This window comes from Alphaproteobacteria bacterium (genome assembly GCA_016699305.1).
Taxonomy (GTDB): Bacteria; Pseudomonadota; Alphaproteobacteria.
Window position 1 is genome coordinate 416,352 of sequence record CP064970.1, and the last position, 24,538, is coordinate 440,889.

The window sequence follows — 24,538 nt, forward strand, 5'->3', positions numbered from 1 at the left end:
TTGAATATCCCATCGTTAGATACAAGCCGAATATTATCTTCTGGCACCCCTTGAGCGATAAGCTTATTCCGTGCCTCGACCATCGCTTTCTCGCCAGCGTTTTTCGAGGGGATTTCTCCTTTTGCTACTTTGCTTGGTATTGTTGTATCAACTTGTTTAATTGTTCCATCTTTTGTGAAATCACGTATAGCCCTATCTCTCGGAAAATTATCATCTACAACGGCCTCCTTGTATACTTAGTCCGCTATCACTAAATCATATTCCTTCGATGCGCTGATAATTTCGTTCCGCGCCGCCTGCTCCCCCAATGAGTCAAACATCTTTGTCAGGTGGTCATTGTCAAGGATTTTGATTTTCTTACTCATCACTGGTCTCCAAGTTTACGTTTCTTATCTAAAGTTTCATTCAGGAAAGGTTAGTGATCTAACCCAACCATAGCCCTTGCCGTCCGGCGGACCTCAAACATTAATGAGATTACGACTCCGTTCGACTCCAATTTAAAATGATCTTTTATAATAATAAATAATTTATTCATATAATCTTGAAACTTATCTTCAATTGCGATACGTTCTTCTTCATTGTAAATATTATTAGCAATATTTAATTCTCTACTGCTTGTTACATATATGATATCAGGGTGATTATCATATACATATTTAATAACTTGACGCATCAAGCCTTCATCAAAGAAAATACTATGCTCATAGGGCACCTCCGGCAGCGGCGGCAATTGGGGCTTAGAAGTGGTGGATTCGGGCTGGTCGGTCACGGTGAGGTTCTCCTCTTGTAAAGTCGTTGGTGTTGAATGCGTCTGCTGTTCTCTTTTCTAAGGTTGTGCCAATTTATCACGCCGCCAAGCGGCATGTAAATTCTTTCACAATGCGACACGATGCCACATTTGATTGGGTTACCGGCGTATTGTCGTTAACCACGATCAAATCGCTGTCCTGGCGTTGCAGCACCAGATCGGCCACGGTCAGACCCACCGAATAAGAGCAACCCTGGCATAGGCTTCTCCAAATTTCCTTGTTAGTTCGGCAGAAAGCAATTGATGTCTATATGCATCTGCTGGCCCGTTCTCTCTTCCGCCCAATTTAGATATAATGGATTCATTAACAACAGCTGCAACGACTCCACCAGTTAGTCTGTCATATGTTGTAGTCACTTTTCTCTCCTGTAGTTATTTTCATGGGTTGGATAGGAAGCAGTAGTAGTCTGGATCACACACGCAGAACGCATGGCCATTCCCGCTGTAGTGAACTGTGTAACTGCAGCTTACCTTTCTATCATCATCTTTTGTTATACAACCAACTTTTTCTATTGTTCCAGACACTTTAATATCAAAGCTTATTGACTCAACAAGAGAATTTTTAGTTTTAAAAAGGAAGACACGCTTAGATAGGCCTTCTTTATTGCCATCAATAGCTATATTGCTGTCAGTCACCATGTTTTTGTTAATGTAACTTCTTAGTATATATACACTTTCGTTCGTATCATTGTAAAATGACACATCATTATCTTTTGTTCTCATAAAAAAATAATAAAAAGATAGCACTATAAGGGCAACAAACACAGGTATAAGCATGCATGTGGTGAAACGAACCCCGCATAGTTTACATATGTACTTAGTCATTCTAGCCTTCTCCTAGCCAACCATTACGCTGCATGATGCCGTGTAAATTCTTTCACGCCACGATACAATATTGTATGGTGTGCGTTGAGCGGCAGGTTGTCGTTGCTGCCCGCGATGGCATAATTGCTCGCGGTGGCGTTCAGGTTGATGCTGGCGATGCCGGTCTCTGCCAGAGTCTTTAACTCCGCTGCTTGGCTGACGCCGTCCTGGTTCAGATCGCGCCAGACTTTCAAATTGGCGAACTGAGCATCCGCCGCGCTGATCTTGCCGTCTTTGTTCGAGTCCAACGTCGCCAGCGCCAGAAACCCATCCGCCTGACCCGTCTTATCCCCAAACAATTCCCCATGATCGTCAATCACCCCATTCCCATTCACATCCCGCGCCAGCAACCCATCATCCGACTTCACCCACGCGCTCGCCTCGCGGAAACCATCCTTGTCAATATCCCAATACACCCCATTCGGACCCGTCAACTCAACGCCGTCTCCGTCAAGATCCAACACCAGAGGCGAACCTTGCTCGGAGGCTTGGTTGAATTTGGCCAGCAACTCCGCCTGCCAACCGGGAAGCGCGACACACTGATTACCAAAAATGTTCATTACCTTGTTATAAAAAGGAATAATATCTTGACGAGAAAGTAGCGTTCCTGGGGTATCAACACCTTTAACAAAACTAGATCCTAGGCCATCATGATAGAATGCATAATAATATTCAGGGCCAAGGCCCTGGCGCTCACATTTATCTTTAATTTTATTAAAGAATGATACCATTGTCTGAATGCTTATATAAGCATCAAACTGACCAGCCTGCCCAACTGGCGTACTCACAGACGTGTTTTCTTTCCAAGTGGTGTTGATAAACTGGCCGAGACCCGCCGCTGTTGTCGTCCCAGCTGCAGCATCCGGATTAAAACCAGATTCTTCTCTTATAATCGACAATATAAAAGCAACACCACTATTGCTCATGCCCTTTTCTTGACCGGTCTGAATGACCATGTCGATAACTTTCATCTGAACATCTGGATCTGCATCGCCAACCTTGCGGCTACGTCCGGCTAATCTTCCAGCTGTACGATCAATTGGATCATTGTAGTGACTTTCTTTTATAACTTGGTCAGCTCTATAGGATCCACCTTTTTTGCTATTTACATACAGCTGATATAATTTACTATTGTTTGACATGATTATTACCTCCAGCTTGATTAGATAGGTTACATGGTTTCAATTTTACTGATTTTCCTTCGCATCTTTTAGACGCGCCCACGGTATATTATCTAAAAAAATTGACATTCCATGTTTAATAGTTTCTTTATCCTGAACGAACATTTTTTCAAAAACATCCCAGAATTTATTTTTCTTACTTATATAATCTCCAGATCGCGCAATTAATTTTCCTTTTATTGTATCAATAATAATATGCTCTTCGCAACTATCACAATTTCCGTAATTTGCTACAGAAACAATGACATATTGTCCTTTTTTTATTGATTCAATACAAGAAAAAGCTAAAACATGCATATTCATAACATTTATACTATTCTTTTTATCTAGATCATAAAACCTAATATACTTCTTGTTTGCTAAATAATCTTCCTTATTTCCAATACTCATAGTTTGAGAGATACATGTTTTATATGATTCTTCTCTTGTACACACAGAGTACAAGCTGACATCACTTCCATCAGAACACGTTGCCGAAACTGTATAAAGGGCAAAACCCGGATCAGCGCACACCCCTACAGACGCTGTAAAAACAGAGAAAACGAGAATTATAAAGAAGAACACCACTGTTCCACAAAGGTTCTTGCACAATCTGATGCCAGTACACTCCGTGTTTATTCTAGAAGGTTTCGATGTTTTATTCATAGGGTCTCCACATCTGGCTGTTATAAGTTGACCACTCACGCTTCTATCACGCCGCCAAGCGGCATGTAGGTTCTTTCACAATGCGACACGATACCGCATTTGATTGGGTTACCGGCGTATTGTCGTTAACCATATCGTCATTTCTTCCTCCACGATTTATATAGACATACCAAACATAAGACGCGCACGTAATCGTGCTTCCCAGAACAGATCTGTAGTTAGAACAGAACCATCAATATTCAAATGCGATCCTATATAATAATAAGAATCTCTGGGAACAGAAGAATAATACTCGTTATTCAACACTTCAAGGTCTGTCTCCTTCTCTCCCTTTCTTTCCCATTCGGCTATCCTCAGAAAAAGATCAGGTCGTTCGTCATAAATAGTCTTCATCACTTTATCCACCAGTTCCTGGGGGCATCTCTTAGGGTGAAACGCTTCCAACTCCGGCAGCGGCGGCAATTGGGGCTTAGGTGCAGTGGATTCGGGCTGGTCAGTCACGGTGAGGTTCTCCTCTTGTAAAGTCGTTGGTGTTGAATAGGTCTGCTGTTCTCTTTTCTAAGGTTGTGCCAATTTATCACGCCGCCAAGCGGCATGTAAATTCATTCACAATGAGACACGATGCCACATTTGTATGAGCTTGAGGCGTATTGTCGTTAACCATATCGTCATTCGCAGCCACCGGGCTGGCGGTCATCAAGTTCAGCTTGGTAAACGCCTCGACCTTCCCCAGCAGAGCGGCGTTTTGGCTCATGGCGATGGCAAGGTCGGGCAGTTGTCCATAGCCGCGCATCTGCGGCAGCAGCAATGTGCGCGGGTTCAGGGCGACGGTGCCGCCATATACCGTGTTCACATTGTCATAGGCAAACCACGCATCCACCACCTTGCCCGTCGCGCCAGTCGTGCGTGTAAAGCTGGATTCCTTGGTCACCAAGTTTCCGGCAATCGTATAATTGCTCGCAGTGGCGTTCAGGTTAATGCTGGCAATGCCGCTTTCCATTTTGGTTTCAAATCGCTAGACTGGCGCGCTGTTTCGTCCCTGCATAAGGTTCGCGTCAAGGCCCATGTTCACCTGGTCATCACTGCTGCCTACGCGCCGCGCCCTGATCATCTCGCATGACACGCTGATGATGATGTTGGCTTTGGTGGCCGCTTTGTATGCTCGCGTGGGCGGCGATGCCTTTGGTCGATATGCCGACGCCTTGACCTTGGGCCTGCCCTTACTGGCTTTGTTGTCCGCTTTTGTCTTTTTAGCCTTTGGTCTGCATCGAGGATTATGGCGCTATGTTTCGACCGCTGAGCTAGTGGTGATCGTCAAGGCCGTGACCGTGGTTGTGGCCGCCTTCTTGGCCGCGATGTTCGCCCTGACGCGGCTTGAGATTCTGCCTCGTTCCGTTCCTTTCATCCATTGGTTCATGGCCCTGGTCCTGCTGGGCGGTCCGCGTCTTGTGTACCGTATGAGCCGCGACCGACGCCGCGACCGAGACATGGCCCCAGCCGCCGAGCGCATCTGCGTGCTTTTGGTGGGCGCGGGGGACGAGACGGCGCAGTTTCTGCATGCCCTGGCCACCCGCCCCGGGGCACCCTGGCAAGTGGTGGGCATCTTGGACGACAAGGGCCGCCGCACCGGTCAAACCATTTTGGGCCAAAAGGTGCTGGGCACATTGGATGAAATGGACGAGGTGATCGCCCGTTTACGCGCAAACAATGTGGTGGTGCGTAAATTGGTGCTGACACGTCCCGGCGAGTCCGGAGATAGGATACGCAAACTATTCGATCGCGCGGATCGCCTGGGCCTGTCGCTGGCCCGTCTGCCGCCGGTCACCGAATTGCGCGAGGCCGAGAATCATCCGGGCCAAGGCCTCACCCTGCCCTCGATCTCGGTCGAAGATTTGCTGGGCCGCCCGCATGTCAGCTTGGATAGCACGGTTCTGAGCCAGATGATTTCGGGACAAAGGGTGCTGGTAACCGGCGCGGGCGGCACCATCGGGGGTGAACTGGTGCGCCAGATCGCCGCCTTGTCCCCTGCCCGGCTGATCTTGGTCGATCATAGCGAGTTTAATCTGTACTCCATCGAGACGGAATTGCGCGCGCAAGCCCATCTGCCTCTGCCCGCTTCGGCATGGCGCGGAGTGCTGGGCGATGTGCGCGATGGCGATGCGATGATGCGCCTGTTCGAACAAGAGCGGCCCGATCTGGTCTTTCACGCCGCCGCGCTCAAGCATCTGCCGATCGTCGAATCCTTTCCCTGTCAAGGCGCGTTGACCAATGCCGTGGGAACGCATCATGTGGCGCAGGCAGCGGCTGCATGCGGCTCTAAGGCGATGGTCCTTATCTCGACCGACAAGGCCGTGAAACCTTCCAGCGTCATGGGGGCGACCAAGCGTTTAGCAGAAATGCTCTGCCAGGCCCGCGACGCCCAAAGCGCTCCCGGCAGCACACGCTTTCTCACAGTCCGCTTTGGAAACGTGCTGGGGTCCAGCGGCTCGGTCGTTCCCCTATTCCAGCGCCAATTGGCCCAGGGGCAACCGCTGACCGTGACGCATCCCGAGATGCGCCGCTATTTCATGACCGTGCGCGAAGCGGTGGAATTGGTCCTGCACGCATCGGCCTTTGGCTCGGCCCAAGAAAGTGTGCGTGGTACGGTCTTTGTGTTGGATATGGGCGAGCCGGTGCGTATCCTGGATTTAGCACGCCAGATGATCCGCCTGGCCAATCGGCAGCCCGACGATCCAAACGCCATTATCTTTACCGGAACCCGTCCGGGCGAGAAGCTGAACGAAGAATTGTTCGACCCTGCCGAATCTCCGCGTAAGGTTGCCGAAGGCCTTATGGCCGCGACCCCGCCCTTGCGTCCCTTGAACGAGATGGAACGCCTGGTATCGCAGATTGAGCTTGCCGCCCATACGGGCGACGATGAGATGGTACGACATCTGGTTTTCGAGGCGTTAGAAGGCAAACAGGCGCAAGGTGCGACTTAGGACTAAGATAGATGCCAAAGAACAGAAACATTGTGCAACAGAATGTGACTGGCACTATTGTGTAGGCAAGCTAAACTGACGCAACGCCCAACCAGATCAACCAGGGATTATGCTCATGGCCAACAAACTCTTTGGAACAGACGGCATTCGCGGCACCGCCAACCGTGAGCCGATGACTCCGGCCACCATTTTGCGCGTGGCGATGGCGGCGGCAATCCATGTGAGGCGGCAGCAGCCTACCGAAGGCGCGCAACGTCATCCCCTGGTCGTGATTGCCAAAGATACGCGGCTATCGGGCTATATGGTCGAAGGCGCGCTGGAATCGGGATTCGTGGCCATGGGCATGAATGTGCGCCTGGTCGGCCCGCTGCCGACCCCGGCCCTGGCGATGCTGACTCGTTCGCTAAGGGCGGATATGGGTGTGATGATCTCGGCCTCGCACAACCCTTATGAAGACAACGGCATCAAGATATTCGGCGCAGACGGCTATAAATTATCGGACGAAACGGAACGCGCCATCGAAGCCATGGTCGCCGACTACGACTTCAATCAGGATTTGGCCACCGATGGCCGTATGGGGCAAGCGCAGCGCGTCGACGACGCCAGTGGCCGTTATGTGGAATATGTGAAGGCGACCTTCCCGCGCCATTTGCGACTGGACGGATTGCGTGTCGTGTTGGATTGCGCCCATGGCGCCGCCTATCGCGTCGCGCCGCAGGTGCTGTGGGAACTGGGCGCGGATGTGGTGCCTATGGCCGTGAATCCCGACGGCATGAATATCAATCGGAATTGCGGAGCGACCGCTCCGGCAGCTTTGTGCGAAGCCGTGGTCACCCATGGCGCGGATATCGGTATCGCTCTGGACGGCGATGCCGACCGCTTGATTCTGGTGGATGAAAAGGGTCGTGTGATCGACGGCGACCAGATCATGGCTTTGGTGGCGACGGCCCTGGCCAAAAGCGGCCAATTAAAGGGCGGCGGCGCGGTGGCCACCGTGATGTCAAATTTGGGCTTGGAACGTCACCTCGAGCAAAACGGCCTGCGCCTGGTGCGCACCCCTGTGGGCGATCGACATGTGATGGAGCGTATGCGCAAAGACGGCTTCAATTTTGGCGGCGAGCAATCAGGCCATTTGATCTTCACCGACCACGGCACCACGGGTGACGGGTTGATGGCCGCCTTGCAGGTATTGGCCGTGCTGCGCGAGTCGGGAGAGAAGGCCAGCAAATTGCTGCGTGTTTTCCCGCCCGTGCCGCAGAAACTCAGAAATGTGCGCGTCGCCTCGACCGCCGTTTTGCAAACCGCCTCGGCGCAAGAAGCCATCCGCCAAGCCGAAGATGCTTTGTGCGCTCAAGGCGGCCGCTTGCTGGTCCGCGCCAGCGGCACCGAACCCCTGATCCGCGTGATGGCGGAAGGGGACAATGCCGCCCTCGTGGAAGAAACCGTCAGCGCTTTGTGCTTATATCTGGGACAAGGGGCAAAGGCGGCTTAGGAAAAGCCATCTTTCCGTGGATTGTAGAAGATGACGGGGAAGCCGTGTAATCCGCTTGAACTCGCCGCGCCGGATTAGGCAATGGGCAAGCGCAGATGTGCGAACGGTCAAGGCACTGAGCACACTGAATAACCCTTCCCGCTCGAGCAAGCTGGGAATCTTCTTGGATACATGACGGGCATGCATTTTTGACAGATATCAGCGCTTTTATTCACTCGCTTTTGGCGAAGAAATGTGCGAAAGATCATGGACAATCAAGAGGAAGCAAGAAGGAAGAAGAGGTAACAAGAATGTTCAACATCCATCAAAAAGAAATCGAATGGGGCGGCCGCAAGCTGACCTTACGCACCGGACACATGGCGCGCCAGGCGGCCGGTGCCGTGGAAGTGCAATATGGCGACACCTTTGTGCTGTGCACGGTGGTGGCGGCCAAGACTCCGCGCCCGGATATCGATTTCTTTCCCCTGACCGTGAATTACCAGGAAAAGGCTTTCGCCGGCGGCAAGATCCCCGGCGGCTTTTTCAAGCGTGAAGGTCGCCCCAGCGAAAAGGAAGTGCTGACCAGCCGCTTGATCGACCGTCCCATCCGCCCCCTATTCGCCGATGGCTTCCGCAACGAGACCCAGGTGATCGCCACCGTGCTGTCTCACGATATGGAGAACGATCCCGACATCGTGGCCATGATCGGCTGTTCGGCGGCCTTGACGCTGTCGGGCATTCCCTTTATGGGGCCGATCGCCGCTTGCCGCGTGGGGCATGTCGATGGCGCATTTGTGCTGAATCCCACTTTGGCGCAGATCCCGCAATCCAAACTGGATTTGATCGTCGCCGGAACCACCGAAGGCGTGTTGATGGTGGAGTCCGAGGCGCACGAGCTGACCGAAGAAATGATGCTCGAAGCCGTGACCTTCGGTCATACTTCGTTCCAGCCGGTGATCGAGGCGATCATCAGCCTGGCCGAAAAGGCAGCGCGCGATCCGTGGCCGTTGCCCGAGGAATCTGCCGGCCACAAGGCCCTGATGACCAAGCTGGAAGAGACCATCGGCGCGGACCTGCGCGCCGCCTATGCCGTCACCGTCAAGCAAGAGCGTCAGTCTCTGTTGTCGGCGGCCAAGACCAAGGCCAAAGGCGCGTTGCTGAGTGCGGAAGTTTCGGACGTTCAGCTGAGCGGCGCGATCCACGACTTGGAAGCCAAGCTCGTGCGCAACGCGATTTTGGATACGGGCAAGCGCATCGACGGACGCGATACGCGCACCGTGCGTCCTATCCTGTCGGAAGTGGGCGTATTGCCCCGGGCGCATGGTTCGGCGCTGTTCACGCGCGGCGAAACCCAGGCCCTGGTGGTCACCACCTTGGGCACAGGCGATGACGAGCAGATCATCGACGCGCTGGAAGGCGAGTTCCGCGAACGCTTCTTGCTGCACTACAACTTCCCTCCCTATTCGGTGAACGAAGTGGGCCGTATGGGGTCGCCCGGTCGGCGTGAAATCGGTCATGGAAAATTGGCTTGGCGCGCGATGCGTCCCTTGCTGCCCACGGCTGAGGAGTTCCCCTATACCATCCGCGTGGTTTCTGAGATCACCGAGTCGAACGGCTCGTCCTCGATGGCCACGGTGTGCGGCACGTCGCTTTCGTTGATGGATGCGGGCGTTCCCTTGCCGCGTCCTGTGGCGGGCATCGCCATGGGCTTGATCAAGGAAGGCGACCGCCATGCGGTGCTGACCGACATCTTGGGCGACGAAGATCATCTGGGCGACATGGACTTTAAGGTGGCCGGCACCGATAAGGGCGTGACCTCGCTGCAGATGGATTTGAAGATCACCTCCATCACGCCCAAGATCATGCATGAGGCTCTGGTGCAGGCGCGCGAAGGCCGGTTGCATATCCTGGGCGAGATGGCCAAGGCGTTGGTCGGCGCGCGTGACGGTGTGAACGAAAACGCCCCGCGCATCACCGTCATCACGATCCCCAAAGATAAGATCCGCGAAGTCATCGGCACGGGCGGCAAGGTCATCCGCGAAATCACGGAAAAGACAGGCTGCAAGATCGATATCGAGGATGACGGCACCATCAAGGTCGCCGCCGTGGATCAGTCCAAGGCCGATGCGGCGATCAGCTGGATCAAAGGCATCGTGGCCGAGCCTGAGATCGGCGTGGTCTATACCGGCAAGGTCGTCAAAATCATGGAGTTTGGCGCGTTCGTGAACTTCCTGGGCAGCCGCGATGGTCTGGTCCATATTTCCGAGCTTGCCGCCGGGCGTGTGGCCAAGGTCGGCGACGTGGTCAATGTCGGGGACGAGGTCAAGGTCAAGGTGCTGGGCACGGATGATCGCGGCAAAGTCCGCCTGTCCATGAAGGCCGTTGGCCAGCCGGATGCGCCCATCTCCGATTAAGACCGGATTGAGTGTTTCCATATAAAGAAGCGGAGAGCCAATCGGCCCTCCGCTTTTTTGTGACGAAATCATATCTGTTTCGTAAAATAGACTGTCGTGATCTTTATAGGGAGTCGCCGATATGAGCACATACCAACAATATGCCGATGGCGAAGAAAGGAGAGTATTAACTAAAGATAGATTGCTCCAAAAACTCAGCAAGGAATTAATGGCTCAAAGCGAACAAAACAAGCTCATATCTATCTCAAATTAACACTCTCCCATGCGCAGCGTTTATGCGCTTCGGCGATGGGTATTTTGACTTATGGCAATACGGAACATGCACCGCCGTTTGAGAAAGTGAAAGAGTCGCTATCAAGTTTGGGGCGCTCTTACGCGCCATCGTCATCTTCCACGCGGCCCAGTGGCATAAAACAAATGGTCAAAGGCTATTGGAATCGTCTGTCGCCCACGAATGGGCAATAACGCTTTGAATGACGCGCGAAGAGCAGCTCATAAGGATGAAGAACATCGAGATTTAAAAAAATCCAGCATCGCCGCTGTTCCTTAAAAAACCATCCAAAGCACTTCGATATTCAAGCCTGGCTACGCACATAGCAACCCTACCTCTGTTGCTTTGGGACAATCCTTGATATGGTACGCGCTGGATTCTACCATCAGAATCAGCCATGAACTTGTGAGTTGGACCATGCTAGAATTGAAACGTCCTTGCCCCGTCGTGCTGTGCATCCTGGATGGCTGGGGCCATCGTGCGGAAACCATCAATAACGCCGTGGCCCAGGCGGCCACCCCGATTTTTGACCGCCTATGGAAAACATGCCCCCACAGCCTGCTGGACGCCAGTGAACGCCATGTGGGCCTACCCGAAGGACAAATCGGCAATTCCGAGGTCGGCCATATGAATATCGGCGCAGGCCGCGTGGTCTATCAGGACTTGCCGATGATCGACCTGGCTATCGCGGCCAATGAACTAAGCTCTAAACCCGCCCTGATCGATATGATCACCGCGCTTAAAGCCAGCGGAGGGACATGTCATATCATGGGCCTGGCCTCGCCCGGCGGCGTCCATGCCCATCAGGACCATATGGTGGCCCTGGCCCGGGTCATGTCAAATGCCGGCATTCCCGTGGCGGTCCATGCCTTTTTGGATGGTCGTGACGTGCCACCGCGCAGCGCGCGCACACAGATCGCGCGTTTCGCAAAAGACCTAGCCCCCCTGCCGGGCGTGCATCTATCCACATTATGTGGCCGCTATTACGCCATGGACCGCGACAATCGCTGGGACCGTGTGACACGCGCCTATGACATGCTGGTTGATGCGAAGGGCCAGGCGGCACCAGACGCCTTGTCGGCAATCGATGCCAGTTACGCCACCGACAAAGGCGATGAATTCGTCGAGCCTGTCGTGCTGCCTGGTTATGTCGGCATGAAAGACGGCGACGGCCTGATCATGGCCAATTTCCGTTCGGATCGCGCGCGTCAAATGCTATCCGCTTTGCTGGATCCCGCTTTTGCGGATTTCCCGCGCGGACGCGTGGTGCGCTTTGCCGCGGTTGCGGGGATGGTCAGTTATTCGAAGGCCCATGACAAATTGCTACCGGCCCTGTTCCCCCCCAAGCAGATTGAAGACAGCCTGGGCGAGGTGGTCTCCAAAGCGGGCTTGCGTCAATTGCGCTTGGCCGAGACCGAGAAATACGCGCATGTCACGTTCTTCTTCAATGGCGGACAGGAAAAAGTTTATGAGGGCGAGGAACGTATCTTGATTCCCTCGCCCAAGGTCGCAACCTATGACCTGCAGCCCGAGATGTCGGCCCAGACCGTGGCCGATGAGGCCGTCAGAAGCATCGAATCCGGCACCTTCGATTTGATCGTCATCAACTTCGCCAATCCCGATATGGTCGGCCATACGGGAATGCTGATGGCGGCGCAAAAAGCCGTGGAGGCTATTGACCATTGTGTGGGACGCATTGAGCAAGCCCTGCATCAAAAAGACGGGGCCATGTTCATCACCGCCGATCACGGCAATTGCGAGACCATGATTGACCCTGAAACCGGTCAGCCGCATACGGCTCATACACTCAACCGCGTACCCGCGATCTTGGTCGGCGCGCCTTCGCGCGTTGTAGGGCTAAAAGACGGCAAGCTGGCGGATATAGCCCCTACCTTGCTGAAACTGATGGGCATGAACCCGCCCCCAGCGATGACCGGAACCAATTTGCTGGTCGAGGGATAAGCATGGGCCGGGCAGCCCAGGCGCGAATCATCTGCTTGGGCCTGGCTCTGCTGCTGGGACCTACAGGGGGATTGACGGCATCGGCGCAACCCGCGCCCCATGCGGCCAATCCGCCACCTGCCGAGCGCATGTCGCAAGTCGAACGCGACCTTGAAAACAGCCGCCGCACCCTAGAGACGGTTTCCAAACAACAGGAAGACGCCGAAAAAGAACTAAGTGGCTTGCGTGAACGCCTGGTCGAGGCCGCACGGCACGAACGCACACAGCAAGAGCGAGTCTCGGCCATTGAGGACTCTCTGGCCACCCTCAATCAACGCGAACAGGTCAGCCGTTCCGCCCTGGCGGCGCGTGAGCGTGACATGGCGACCTTGATCCAAGCCATGTTGCGTCTGGCGCGATCCCCGCCGCTGAGCCATTTGCTGCAGCCCGATGGACGGATGTTGGACCGCATTCGCACCGTGCATTTGTTACAGTCTCCCATGCCGTTGCTGCATGCACGTCAATTGGCTTTGATGCAGGATCTGCGTTCCCTGGCGCGTCTGCGCCGTCAGCTGGACCGTAAGCGCAGCGAGGCCGAGGGTGCGCGCGCCGAACTCAAAAGCCGCCGCGAGGATATCGAAGGCCTGATTCGCCAGCGCGATACGCTGCTGGGACGCACCCACGAAGTCCGCGCCGCTCAAGAGAGCCTGACGGCTCAACTGACTAAGGAAGCCCAAGATCTACGCCAACTGATGGAAAAGGTTTCCGCGCACGGCTTGGCCCCGCGCCTAAAGCCGGACAACGATTCGGCCAGTCTGCGCTCAGGCCTTATTCTGCCAGTCGCATCGCCCATTCATGTGCGTTTTGGCCAAGATGATCGTTGGGGCGACAAAAGTCGTGGCCTGACTTTCAAGGCAGAACCGGGAAGCCGCGTGGTCGCGCCTTTGGCCGGTACTGTGGCTTATTCGGGGCCTTTTCGTGGCTACGGGCAAATCTTGATCCTGCGCCATGAGGGCGGCTACCATAGTCTGCTGGCGGGGATGGGACGAATCGACGTGACACCCGGCACAAAGGTGGATGCCGGAGAGCCAGTAGGGGTGACGCCGTCCGACGGCGCCGTGGATGGGCTTTATTTCGAACTGCGGCTGCACGGCGATCCCGTGGACCCGCATCACAAAGGTGGAAAGACATGAAGCGTTTGGGAACGAAGCGTCAAAGATCATGGACCCTGGCGCTGGCCTTGACCGCCGCTATTGGGTTGGCGGCAGTACCGCCCTTGGCACATCATGTTCTGGCCGCCGATGCCGCGCAAGAGGGCGAGGCCACGTTTCGCAATCTCAGCCTATTGGCCGATGCCTTTGAACGGGTGCAGGCGGATTACGTGGACGAGATCGGCGAAGAGAAGCTGACGGAATACGCGCTTAACGGCATGCTGTCTTCCCTGGATCCGCATTCCGCCTATATGAACGCCAAGGCGTTCAAGGATATCCAGACCGTCACGCGCGGCGAGTTTGGTGGACTTGGGATAGAAGTGACGATGGAAAACAGCATCGTCAAAGTCATCTCGCCTTTGGACGAAACTCCCGCTGCCAAGGCCGGACTGCAATCGGGCGACCTTATCACGCATATCGATGGCAAATTGGTAACGGAGCTGACGTTGTCGGAAGCGGTGGATCGCATGCGCGGACCACCCGGCACCAACATCAAACTGACCGTGCGCCGTGGCGGCCTCAGCGGCGAACCGTTCGACGTCACATTGACGCGCGCCATCATCAAGGTGCAGTCGGTGCGTTTCCGCGCCGAGGACAATGTGGGTTATGTCCGCATCACAACATTCAACGAACAGACCCAGCCCGGTTTGGAAAAAGCCTTAAACGAACTGGAGACTAGCATCGGCAGCGACAAGCTGGTGGGCTATGTGATCGACCTGCGCAATAATCCGGGCGGATTGTTGGATCAGGCCATCTCGGTCAGCTCGACCTTCCTGCAGCCTGGGCAAGAGGTCGTCTCCACGCGGTCACGGCACAAAAAGGACAATCAAAGCGCCACCGCCTCCGGCGGCGACCGCACCAAAGGGCGGCCTATTGTCGTTCTGATCAATGGCGGTTCGGCCTCGGCCTCAGAGATCGTCGCGGGTGCCCTGAAAGACCATCACCGCGCCATCGTGTTGGGCACGCGCTCGTTCGGGAAGGGATCGGTTCAGACCATCATTCCCTTGCCCAATAGTGGCGGTGCGATGCGTTTAACGACCGCGCGCTATTACACGCCCAGCGGTCATTCCATCCAGGCTCTTGGTATCGATCCTGACATCGTGGTGCAACCGGCCAAGCTTGAGCAAATCGCGCAATCGGGGCCAGGCATCAGCGAAGCCGATTTGCGCGGTGCGCTGACCAATGACGACAAGGACGCCGTGGAAGCCGCCCGCAAGCGCCGCGAACTCGAAGAGGCCGAGGCCAAAAAGAATCCCGATAAGAAGTCCGAGACTTCCCCATCCGCAAAGCCGTCAAGCGGCAAAGGCGACTCATCCGCCAATGACAAAGCGGATAAGGACAAGAAGGACGCCAGCAAGGAAGACTATCAGTTACAGCGCGCTTTGGACTTACTGCGTGGAGTGCGTTTATTCAGCAGGCCAGAACAGCCCGCGACCAGCGCCAAATCTGCCGAAGCCGCCGAGAGTACTGATGACACAAAGAAACCCGCCGAAGGCGGTACCAAGAAGCCCAAGATTTAGGCACATCTTCAGGGCTTGGGGATAGAGACGGGTTCTGCGTCGTTGGACACGATGCGGCCATCCGAAGACAGCAGCACGGCGATCCATTTCGTCTGAGGAAAGTGCGAGCAAATGATCATGGCGATTCCGGTCAGCGGCGTGCATAAAAACATGCCTGCCACGCCCCAAATGCTGCCCCAGAACGCCAAGGACAACAAGATAACGAGTGTGCTTTGATTCAAGGATTTCCCCATCAAAGCCGGTTCAAGCATGTTGCCCGTAATAGCCTGGACAGCACCAAGACCGACAAGAACGATCAGGAAAGGCGCCAATGGCTCGGGGAATTGGACCAGAGCCAACAAAGCCGGGAATAACACGCCCACCAATGCGCCGATGGTAGGGATAAAACTCATCAGGAAGATGACCAAGGCCCAGAAACTGGCATAATCCACGCCGACCATCTTCAAAAGTACAAAGCTAAGGGCGGAGCTTAGAACGGCGATCAAGGTCTTGACGCGCACATAGGCTTGGGTCTGCATGGCGATCTGATGTAACAGACGCCTCACTTTGTTTTGACGGTCGGCATGTGGATACAAGGCGCGCAGTTTGGAATCGAAACTTCTTTGCTCTAGGAACAGAAAGGCCAGATAGATAAAGATCAGCCCGGCATCGCCCGCCAATCCTCCCAAGGAATCCACCAACCCCCGCACGGCGACCTTTAAGTCCAAGCCGCGCGCCAGTTGTCCGAAATCCGGCAAGGGCGTTCCAAAGCGCTCTGACGTGAAGACGGAGAGTTGCCCGAGGGCTGAATCCAAATTCGCCTGATAATGCGGTGCCGCCGCCGCCACTGCGGCCACATTGCTGCTGACGATGCGACCGATCATGAAGACGCAAAAGCCTATGACGACAAATGCGGAGACCAAAGCCAGCCATCTGGGCAATCGCCATTGTTTGCTTTTACCCCAAGGACGGCCTATGGCCTGGGCCAAGGCGTTGATCAGGTACCATAAGACCACGGCGACCGCCAAAGGAATCAGCAAATCCCGTCCCAAAATCAGCGCCGCGATCATCAACGCCGCGCCCAACATAAATTGCGACGGCGACATCATTACCGTACCACCGGCTTTTTTTGTATCCGACATCATCCTCATATCCCCTCTACGACCAAGCTTTGTGAAGGCCTAGCGATATATGGCCCCATTCGCCGCCATAGCACAACAACCTGGAATCAACATTCCTCGTCTTTGAAGCGCAATCTCCTTGATTGTGTTACGGTATGTTATTCATATTCTTATTTTTCCATGGGGCTGCCGCTCTCTCCAAACCATACCCAGTTTCATGCTCCCAAGGCCCAGCTTAATGCCTGAACACTTCACCCGTCCTCGACGTATCTTCTTCTACCGCCTTTGGAGGATGCGGAACGGAGGGTTCTTCATCCGGCTCTTTCCATTCGATGGGCGAGAACGGACGCGCAAGGGCCGCACGAAGTGCTTCATCGACCGTGGCAACGGGAATAATTTTCATGCCCTTTTTCACATTGTCGGGAATCTCGGCCAGGTCCTTTTCATTGTCGGCGGGGATCAACACGGTCTTTAACCCCGCGCGCAGAGCCGCCAACAATTTCTCCTTAAGCCCGCCGATAGGCAAGACGCGACCGCGCAAGGTGATCTCGCCCGTCATGGCCACATCGCGCCGCACGGGGATGCCGGTGAGGACCGAAACGATGGAGGTCGCCATCGCCACGCCCGCCGATGGGCCGTCCTTGGGCGTCGCTCCTTCAGGCACATGGACATGGATGTCGCGCTTATCGAAGAGAGTCGGCTTGATGCCGAAACTGGTCGAGCGCGAGCGTACATAGCTTTCTGCGGCCTGCACGGATTCCTTCATCACCTCGCCGATCTTGCCGGTGACGGTGACGCGCCCTTTGCCATGCAGCATGACGGCCTCGATCGAGAGGATCTCGCCGCCCACCTCGGTCCAGGCCAAACCCGTGGTCACGCCCACCATATCGGTGGCCTCGACTTCGCCGAAACGGAACCGCTTGATACCGGCGTATTTCTCCAGATTGCGCATCGTGATGCGTACGCCCTTTATACCGCGCATCAAGATGTCCTTGATGGCCTTGCGCGCCAGATTCGCAATTTCGCGCTCAAGATTGCGTACGCCCGCCTCACGCGTATAAGTGCGGATCAACTCACGCAGCGCCTCCTCACCCAGATTAAATTCGCCCTTCTTTAAGCCGTGCTGCGTGGTTTCCTTGGGTAGCAAATGGCGCTTGGCAATTTCGACCTTCTCGTCTTCGGTATAGCCCGAGACGCGGATGATCTCCATGCGGTCTAACAGAGGCTGGGGCATCCTCAGCGTATTGGCCGTGCAGATGAACATCACATCCGATAGATCGTAATCGACCTCCAGATAATGGTCGTTAAAGCTGTTGTTCTGCTCGGGATCCAAGACCTCCAGCAAGGCCGAGGAAGGGTCGCCACGCCAATCAGCACCCAGTTTGTCTATCTCGTCCAACATGAACAAGGGATTGGAGGATTTCGCCTTGCGCATCCCCTGGATGATCTTGCCCGGCATCGCGCCGATATAGGTGCGGCGATGGCCGCGAATCTCAGCTTCATCCCGTACGCCGCCCAACGAGATGCGCACGAAATTGCGGCCCGTTGCCTTGGCGATGGATTTACCCAGCGAGGTCTTACCCACGCCCGGCGGTCCCACTAAACACAGGATCTGCCCACGCATTTTGTTGGTGCGTTGCTGCACGGCCAGGTGTTCGAGGATGCGTTCCTTGACTTTCTCCAAGCCAAAATGATCCTTGTCCAACACGCCTTTGGCTTGCTTGATGTCGCGCCTAACCTTGGTACGCTTACTCCAAGGGATACTAAGCATCCAATCCAAATAATTGCGCACCACCGTGGCCTCGGCCGACATAGGCGACATGGATCGCAATTTCTTCAACTCAGCCAGGCATTTCTCGCTGGCCTCCTTGTTCATACGCGCCTTGTTGATCTTGTCTTCCAGCTCGTCGGATTCGTTCTTGCCATCCTCGCCTTCGCCCAGCTCTTTTTGAATCGCCTTAAGCTGCTCGTTCAGATAGTACTCGCGCTGCGTCTTTTCCATCTGCTTCTTGACGCGGTTACGGATGCGGCGTTCGACCTGCAGCACGCCGATCTCGCCTTCCATCAGCGCATAGACTTTTTCCAAACGCTCGGTAACCGAGGAAGTTTCCAACAAAGTCTGTTTATCAGCGATTTTTAGTGTCAGATGCGCAGCCACGGTATCAGCCAGCTTGGCCGGACTGCTGATTCCGCCTACAGATACCATCACCTCGGGCGGAATTTTCTTGTTGAGCTTTATATATTGCTCGAACTGCGTGACCACAGCGCGCATGAGGGCCTCGGACTCAGCCTGGTCCTCGGGCTGGGATTCGTGGGTCGGTTCGGCCAGAGCCTGAAAGAATTCCTTATTCTCGGTAAAGCGAGCCACCTTGACGCGCTGCCCACCTTCGACCAGAACCTTGACGGTCCCATCCGGCAGCTTCAGCATCTGGAGTACCGTACCCACAGTGCCATACTCGTACAGGTCGTCCGGCAAAGGATCGTCTTGCGCCGCGTTTTTTTGCGTCAACAGCAGGATATGCTTGTCATCCTGCACCACGTCTTCCAAGGCGCGCACCGATTTCTCGCGCCCGACAAATAGCGGCACGATCATATACGGAAACACCACGATGTCCCGCAGCGGCAGAACGGGATACAGCAATTCTCCCTTAGGTGTTTCCATATTCTTTCTCCTGGGACAAGATTCAATCAGACGTCACGCACACACTCGAGCACGGGTCGATTCGAAGCGTGCTGCCATTCGACTCATTGCAGCGATATAGAACTGTACCATGCTCAAGCAATGGGGCAAGTTTGCGACCTCAATACGAATAAGAGGTTAACGACCCTTCATATTTATTGAAACCATTAATTCGGGCGATTCTCTTTCATGACTCCCATCTGCATGGCCAACTGGCATCCCTTCTTGCAGCCTGCTATAAGCGCCGTGGGAGAGCGGCGGCGGACGTAACGCCCGCCAACCCGGTCAGGTCCGGAAGGAAGCAGCCGTAACGGGATCGGTGCGGGTCGTCGTTCGTTCTCCCACCTTATTTTGCTTGGTTCTTCAATGGAGCGCGGATGTGTCGGACGAGGCGACGTTAAGCTTAAGCCTGGGACTGGATGACGCCGCGACCGAATCGGCCGGGGCGTATCGAGTTTTGGCGCGTAAATACCGCCCGTCGAGTTTTGAAGACATCATCGGTCAGGACGTTTTGGTCCGCACCTTATCGAACGCGCTGGAAAGCGGACGTTTGGCGCAAGCCTGGATGCTGACCGGCGTGCGCGGCGTGGGTAAAACCACCACGGCGCGAATCATCGCCAAGGCTTTGAATTGCGTTCAGGGACCGACGCCGCATCCGTGCGGCGTGTGCGAAACCTGCATCGCCATCGCGGCGGATCGGCATGTCGATGTGATCGAGATGGACGCCGCATCGAATACCGGCGTGGAAAACGTGAGGACGGTGATCGAAGGCGCGCGTTACGCGCCCGTCTCGGCGCGTTTTAAGATCTATATCATCGACGAAGTCCATATGCTCTCGCGCCAGGCGTTCAACGCCTTGCTGAAGACGCTGGAAGAACCGCCGCCGCATGTGAAATTCGTCTTTGCGACCACCGAGATTCGCAAAGTTCCCGTGACTGTCCTGTCGCGCTGCCAGCGATTTGATCTGCGCCGCATCACCACCGCCGAGCTTGCCGATCTGCTGACGCGCATCGCCACGAAAGAGGGCATGACGTTAGAGGAAGATGCCGCCGCCCTATTGGCGCGCGCGGGCGATGGCTCGGCCCGCGACGCCATCAGCCTGTTGGATCAGTCGATCGTGCGCGCGGAAAGCGGCAGCGTGACGGCCGATGCCGTACGCAACATGCTGGGGATCAACGCGCGTGACGGGGCAGCCCTATTGCTGGATTGCCTACTCACAGCCAAACCCGCCGAGGCATTGGAACAAGCCGCCGATCTGCGCCAGTCGGGTGCCGATGCGGTGACCGTGCTTCAGGATTTGGCCGGACTGGTGCATCTGTTGACCCGTGCGCGGCTGGCTCCCCAACAGGCCTTGTCAGACCCACTTCTGCCGCAGGCCGAGCGTGAATTGGCGCAGCGTTTAGCTCCTGGCCTGTCATTGGCCGAACTGACACGCGCCTGGCAGATTTTGCTCAAGGGTCTGGGCGAAGTGCAATCCGCGCCCGATTCATGGGCGGCGGCCGAGATGGTCTTGGTGCGCCTGGGTTATGCCGCCAGTCTGCCTACGCCGGCCGAGTTGATCCGGGAATTGCGCCGCGAGCCGCCAAGCCTTGGCGGCCCTACCCTGCCCGCCTCGACTGGCGGTGGACGTGTTGTGGCTGGCACCTCAATCTCTGGAAACGAGGGAGGCGCCATCGCGCTGTCCCTGCCCAGCCATCGGGCACAGGGCACGCAAACCGTCGCCACGCGCGGCAATCTGGCTTTGGCCATCACGCCTTCCCAATCCGCCAGCCCCGAAATCGCCTTGGCCCCCTGCCCTGTTACCTTTGAAGATTTGGTGGTGTTGTTCGAGCAGCGGCGGGAACCCGTTCTACGCGCCCAGTTGTACAAACACGCGCATAAAGTCCATATCGAGCCGGGCCGCTTGGAATTGCGCCTAGAGGCCGATGCCGCGCCCGATCTATCCAGCCGCGTGGCGCGTTGCCTGACTCAGTGGACGGGGCAGCGTTGGGTTGTCAGCCTGGCCAGTTCAGGCGGCGACCCGACATTGGCTGAACAAGAAGAAGCGCAAACTCAACGACTGCGCGAACGCGCCCTGGCCACGCCGATTGTGCAGGAAGTGATGGCGCAATTCCCCGGCGCTACATTGGCCGCCGTACGTCCAGCACCTACGCCCACTGCGCCATCATTCGAAGAATCCGGCCCGCTCACAAACGATGGCATGGTCGAGACCGATATGGATTTAGGCTCTTTCCTCTTCGATTGAAGGCAGAAGAATCTTGGGCTATCGGTTTCCCTGCATGGCTTTGACCAAGAGCGTCACATTGTGTCGGAACATTTGCTGATAGGTTGACGCTGGCCCCTTCATATCGGACAGAGAATCCGCATACAGTTTGCCGCCCAGCGCGGCACCTGTCTCATTCACCAATTGCTGCATGATCTTTGGGTCCGACATGTTCTCTAGAAATAGCGCGCGGGTTCCGCCGTTACGGATTTGCTGGATCAACCTGACCAATTCCTTCGCGCTGGGCTCGGCTTCGGTACTGACACCCACGGGGGCCGTAAACTGCACGCCATAGGCATTGGCGAAATATCCGAATGCATCGTGCGAGGTGATGACAGACCTTTTGGCGACTGGAACAAGGGCGATCTGCTCCCTTACCCATTTGTCGAGGAATTCCAAATCTTGCGCCATTTCTTCGGATCGCTTGAGATAAAACTGGGCATGCGGCGCGTCGATCTGCGCCAGCGCACGGGCAATGTTTTCCACATAGGCTTTCCCGTTGGCCAGATTCTGCCAAGCATGCGGATCATGGGCACCGTGATGATGGTCGCCATGTGATTCCTCTGTATCCTCACCGTCAAGAACGACCGGTATTTCATCACTGGCTTGAACGATCTTACCCGAATAACCCGAAGCCTTGATCAAACGTTCAAGCCATCCTTCAAAACCCAGGCCGTTCACCACGACCAATTGCGCCTTGGCCAAGTGCCGCGCATCGGAAGGGGAAGGTTGATAGGTGTGCGCATCTCCGTTAGGTCCAACCAGGCTTGTGACTTGGACATATTCACCGCCGATCTGACGCACCAGATTGTCTAAAATCGAGAAGCTGGCGACGACCTTCACAGGCTCTGCCGATGCAGGGGAAGCCCCCGCCAGAAATACAGCCAAAGCCCATGCCAAAGACTTCATGGTCGCCCTCTCCCTAGTTCGTGAAGTGCTTGCGCGTGAAGTATCTAGCCCGAACGCTGCCCAACGGGCCGCAGAGCAGCGAGACCATATAGACCGCCCCGGCCGTTAAGATGATCGCCGGCCCCGATGGCACGTTATTGTGATAGGACAATAACAAGCCAAAATAACCAGAGAATACGCCGATTCCGACAGCCGTGCCGGCGATGCCCATGAATCCATGCGACCAAAAACGCGCGGCGGCGGCAGGAAGCATCATCAGCCCCACCGACATCAAGGTCCCCAAAGTCTGGAACCCCGCCACCATATTGATCACGACCAGCATCAAGAACATCAAGTGATACAAAGTCCCGTTCCGATGCACCATGCGCATGAAAAGCGGATCGAAGGATTCGGCGATCAACGGACGATAGAACACGGCCATCAAGCTTAACGTCACAGAAGTGATGCAGGCCATGAAACCCAAGGACACGTCATCCGCAGCCAGCACCGAGCCAAACAACAGATGCATCAAGTCTATCGACGTGCCGCGCCATGAGATCAACAAGACGCCAAGAGCCAAGGCGATTAGATAAAACGCCGCCAAATGGGCGTCTTCCTTCATCTGGGTTAGCCGTGTTGCCAGGCCCACCAGAATGGCAACGGCCAATCCTGCCAGCATGCCGCCAAGCCCCATGGCAGGCACGGAAAGCCCAAAGAGTAAGAATGACGCCGCGATCCCCGGCAACACCGCGTGCGATATAGCTTCGCCCATCAGGCTCATGCGCCGCAGGATCAGCAATACGCCAAGCGGAGCAGCCCCCATGCTGAGCAGACAGCACCCAACCAACGCCTTACGCATAAAAGCGAAATCCGCAAAGGGCGATAGAAATATATCCATCACGGTATTCATGAAGCGTCCTGCCCTTCATCCACATGACATTCATCGGCATGGTCGTGCCAGATATTGGCCATGCTGGCTGCCTTGCGCATATGGGCCTCGGTCAGCACATCGGCGGTTTTACCGAAAGCGATAACCTCGCGCGCCAAGAGCATCGCTTGAGGGAAATAATCTTGCACCTGCCGCATATCATGCAGCACACATAACACCGTCTTGCCGGCTTCTTGCCATCCCCGAATGATGGCCAGCAAATCCTTGGTGGTGCGGCTGTCGATGGCCGAGAAAGGTTCATCCAGCAAATAGCAGGCGGCATCCTCGACCATCAGCCGGGCGAACAACACGCGCTGAAACTGCCCGACGGACAACGCCGCGATAGGCCGGTGCGCGAAGGCCGACATACCTACTTGTTCCAGGGCTTGCGCCGCCCTTTTTCTTTGCCGAGTCGTCAAACGAGAGAAAAAGCCGCTCTGCCGCCAGCATCCCATCAACACGACATCCGTCACGCTCATGGGAAAGGACCGATCAATCTCGCTCATCTGGGGTAAATAGGCCGTCTTGCAACAGGCGGCATGTTGACCAGAAAAGACAATCTCGCCCGACATAGGCGGAAGCAATCCGACCAGAGCCTTAAGAAACGTGCTTTTCCCGCCGCCATTGGGACCGGCGATCGCCGTCAACGACCCATCTTCAAATGTTGCGCTGATATGATGTATGGCGGGGCGGCGTTCATACCCTGCCGTCAAGTTGGAAACGACCAAACTGGACATGCCAACTCCTACCCTTTGGCCCACAGCACGGCCAGCCACGCCAAGCCAATCAAAGCTAGTACGTAGGCAAGTCGGCCTATGGCCGAGAAGGAAAGGATCGTGCGGGGCAATAATGAGCGGTGCATCGCTTTTTAACTAGCATGCCCGTGCGCCTTCCACAATCCAGATGTTATCTTATATCGTGCCTTGTCCGTGCCGTCTTCTACGGTGGCGCTGCGCGCCGATCTCGTCCAGATCAGCCGTGGCGCGACGTTGTTCTTCTTGGCGTTCCTCGGCCTGCTTCTTATCCTGCGCGATTTCATAACGTTTTTGCTCGGCGAACGCTTCCAACAGGATGGTGCGGGATTTCTCCACAGCCTCTTCGGCCTCGCGCAAAGCCCGAGCCAAAGCCCGACGCCGCGATTGCCCCGCTTGCAGATAAGCCCCAAATGTCACGCCGACTTCCGGTTTTTGGCGCAAGATATCGCATTCACGCGCCAGAGACTGACGTAAGGATTCATCTTCCTGGAGCAAGGCGTCGTATATGGCCTGCTGCGCGGCCAGTTCTTTTTGGCGTTCCTTGACGCGCCACCGCGACAAACGCACCAGGATCGGCAAAGCGCGGCGCATGATCCGGACTATCCTTTGATGAGGGG

19 protein-coding genes and 1 other RNA gene are annotated in these 24,538 nt (G+C 55.4%); 8 read left to right on the plus strand and 12 right to left on the minus strand.

Features of this window, described 5'->3' with window-relative positions; genetic code table 11:
• Positions 1 to 415: 415 nt before the first annotated feature.
• The 6 genes from IPI58_01900 to IPI58_01925 form a co-directional block, all read right to left on the minus strand.
• Positions 416 to 769, minus strand: a complete 354-nt coding sequence (locus IPI58_01900; protein QQR69454.1) for a hypothetical protein — start codon at positions 767 to 769, stop codon at positions 416 to 418.
• A gap of 76 nt (positions 770 to 845) precedes the next feature.
• Positions 846 to 986 carry a hypothetical protein gene (locus IPI58_01905; protein QQR69455.1) on the minus strand — a complete coding sequence of 47 codons (141 nt, stop codon included), beginning with the start codon at positions 984 to 986 and terminating at the stop codon, positions 846 to 848.
• Positions 987 to 1,656: 670 nt separating this feature from the next.
• The gene (locus tag IPI58_01910; GenBank protein QQR69456.1) at positions 1,657 to 2,814 is read right to left on the minus strand and encodes a transglycosylase SLT domain-containing protein; all 1,158 of its coding nucleotides are present in this window, start codon (positions 2,812 to 2,814) and stop codon (positions 1,657 to 1,659) included.
• Positions 2,815 to 2,859: 45 nt separating this feature from the next.
• On the minus strand, positions 2,860 to 3,498 hold the full coding sequence (locus IPI58_01915) for a hypothetical protein (GenBank protein QQR69457.1): 639 nt from the start codon (positions 3,496 to 3,498) through the stop codon (positions 2,860 to 2,862).
• A 156-nt stretch (positions 3,499 to 3,654) separates the two neighbouring features.
• Positions 3,655 to 3,999 carry a hypothetical protein gene (locus IPI58_01920; protein QQR69458.1) on the minus strand — a complete coding sequence of 115 codons (345 nt, stop codon included), beginning with the start codon at positions 3,997 to 3,999 and terminating at the stop codon, positions 3,655 to 3,657.
• A 76-nt stretch (positions 4,000 to 4,075) separates the two neighbouring features.
• On the minus strand, positions 4,076 to 4,498 hold the full coding sequence (locus tag IPI58_01925) for a hypothetical protein (GenBank protein ID QQR69459.1): 423 nt from the start codon (positions 4,496 to 4,498) through the stop codon (positions 4,076 to 4,078).
• 64 nt (positions 4,499 to 4,562) lie between these two features.
• Here IPI58_01925 and IPI58_01930 point away from each other — a divergent pair, with 64 nt between their 5' ends.
• The 6 genes from IPI58_01930 to IPI58_01955 all read left to right on the plus strand — a co-directional run bounded on the left by IPI58_01930 (position 4,563) and on the right by IPI58_01955 (position 15,307).
• Positions 4,563 to 6,479 carry a polysaccharide biosynthesis protein gene (locus IPI58_01930; protein QQR69460.1) on the plus strand — a complete coding sequence of 639 codons (1,917 nt, stop codon included), beginning with the start codon at positions 4,563 to 4,565 and terminating at the stop codon, positions 6,477 to 6,479.
• Positions 6,480 to 6,594: 115 nt separating this feature from the next.
• Positions 6,595 to 7,971 carry a phosphoglucosamine mutase gene (locus IPI58_01935; GenBank protein QQR69461.1) on the plus strand — a complete coding sequence of 459 codons (1,377 nt, stop codon included), beginning with the start codon at positions 6,595 to 6,597 and terminating at the stop codon, positions 7,969 to 7,971.
• Between the two features lie 290 nt (positions 7,972 to 8,261).
• On the plus strand, positions 8,262 to 10,364 hold the full coding sequence (gene pnp / locus IPI58_01940) for a polyribonucleotide nucleotidyltransferase (protein ID QQR69462.1): 2,103 nt from the start codon (positions 8,262 to 8,264) through the stop codon (positions 10,362 to 10,364).
• A 688-nt stretch (positions 10,365 to 11,052) separates the two neighbouring features.
• Positions 11,053 to 12,597 (plus strand): 2,3-bisphosphoglycerate-independent phosphoglycerate mutase, encoded by a 1,545-nt coding sequence (locus IPI58_01945; GenBank protein ID QQR69463.1) that lies wholly within the window; start codon positions 11,053 to 11,055, stop codon positions 12,595 to 12,597.
• A 2-nt stretch (positions 12,598 to 12,599) separates the two neighbouring features.
• Positions 12,600 to 13,769 (plus strand): peptidoglycan DD-metalloendopeptidase family protein, encoded by a 1,170-nt coding sequence (locus IPI58_01950; GenBank protein QQR69464.1) that lies wholly within the window; start codon positions 12,600 to 12,602, stop codon positions 13,767 to 13,769.
• Positions 13,766 to 15,307: a S41 family peptidase gene (locus tag IPI58_01955; protein ID QQR69465.1), complete on the plus strand. Its 1,542-nt coding sequence runs from the start codon at positions 13,766 to 13,768 to the stop codon at positions 15,305 to 15,307. Before IPI58_01950 ends, IPI58_01955 begins: the two co-directional genes overlap by 4 nt.
• An 8-nt stretch (positions 15,308 to 15,315) precedes the next feature.
• On the opposite strand, the gene IPI58_01960 is transcribed toward IPI58_01955, so the two are convergent.
• Both IPI58_01960 and lon read right to left on the minus strand, forming a co-directional pair.
• Positions 15,316 to 16,431, minus strand: coding sequence for an AI-2E family transporter (locus IPI58_01960; GenBank protein ID QQR69466.1), 1,116 nt, complete (start codon positions 16,429 to 16,431; stop codon positions 15,316 to 15,318).
• 211 nt (positions 16,432 to 16,642) lie between these two features.
• Positions 16,643 to 19,069 carry an endopeptidase La gene (gene lon, locus IPI58_01965; GenBank protein QQR69467.1) on the minus strand — a complete coding sequence of 809 codons (2,427 nt, stop codon included), beginning with the start codon at positions 19,067 to 19,069 and terminating at the stop codon, positions 16,643 to 16,645.
• A gap of 267 nt (positions 19,070 to 19,336) precedes the next feature.
• Between lon and ffs the strand changes: the two genes are divergently transcribed.
• Both ffs and IPI58_01975 read left to right on the plus strand, forming a co-directional pair.
• Positions 19,337 to 19,432: signal recognition particle sRNA small type (gene ffs, locus IPI58_01970), an RNA gene on the plus strand.
• Between the two features lie 70 nt (positions 19,433 to 19,502).
• On the plus strand, positions 19,503 to 21,332 hold the full coding sequence (locus IPI58_01975) for a DNA polymerase III subunit gamma/tau (GenBank protein ID QQR70001.1): 1,830 nt from the start codon (positions 19,503 to 19,505) through the stop codon (positions 21,330 to 21,332).
• 18 nt (positions 21,333 to 21,350) lie between these two features.
• On the opposite strand, the gene IPI58_01980 is transcribed toward IPI58_01975, so the two are convergent.
• The 4 genes from IPI58_01980 to IPI58_01995 all read right to left on the minus strand — a co-directional run bounded on the left by IPI58_01980 (position 21,351) and on the right by IPI58_01995 (position 24,512).
• On the minus strand, positions 21,351 to 22,259 hold the full coding sequence (locus tag IPI58_01980; GenBank protein ID QQR69468.1) for a zinc ABC transporter substrate-binding protein: 909 nt from the start codon (positions 22,257 to 22,259) through the stop codon (positions 21,351 to 21,353).
• 13 nt (positions 22,260 to 22,272) lie between these two features.
• Positions 22,273 to 23,148 (minus strand): metal ABC transporter permease, encoded by an 876-nt coding sequence (locus IPI58_01985; protein ID QQR69469.1) that lies wholly within the window; start codon positions 23,146 to 23,148, stop codon positions 22,273 to 22,275.
• Entirely contained in the window at positions 23,145 to 23,903 is a 759-nt protein-coding gene (locus IPI58_01990; protein ID QQR69470.1) for an ABC transporter ATP-binding protein, read from the minus strand. The genes IPI58_01985 and IPI58_01990 overlap by 4 nt, the downstream gene beginning before the upstream one ends.
• Before the next feature lie 174 nt (positions 23,904 to 24,077).
• Positions 24,078 to 24,512, minus strand: coding sequence for a flagellar FliJ family protein (locus IPI58_01995; GenBank protein ID QQR69471.1), 435 nt, complete (start codon positions 24,510 to 24,512; stop codon positions 24,078 to 24,080).
• Between the last annotated feature and the right edge of the window lie 26 nt (positions 24,513 to 24,538).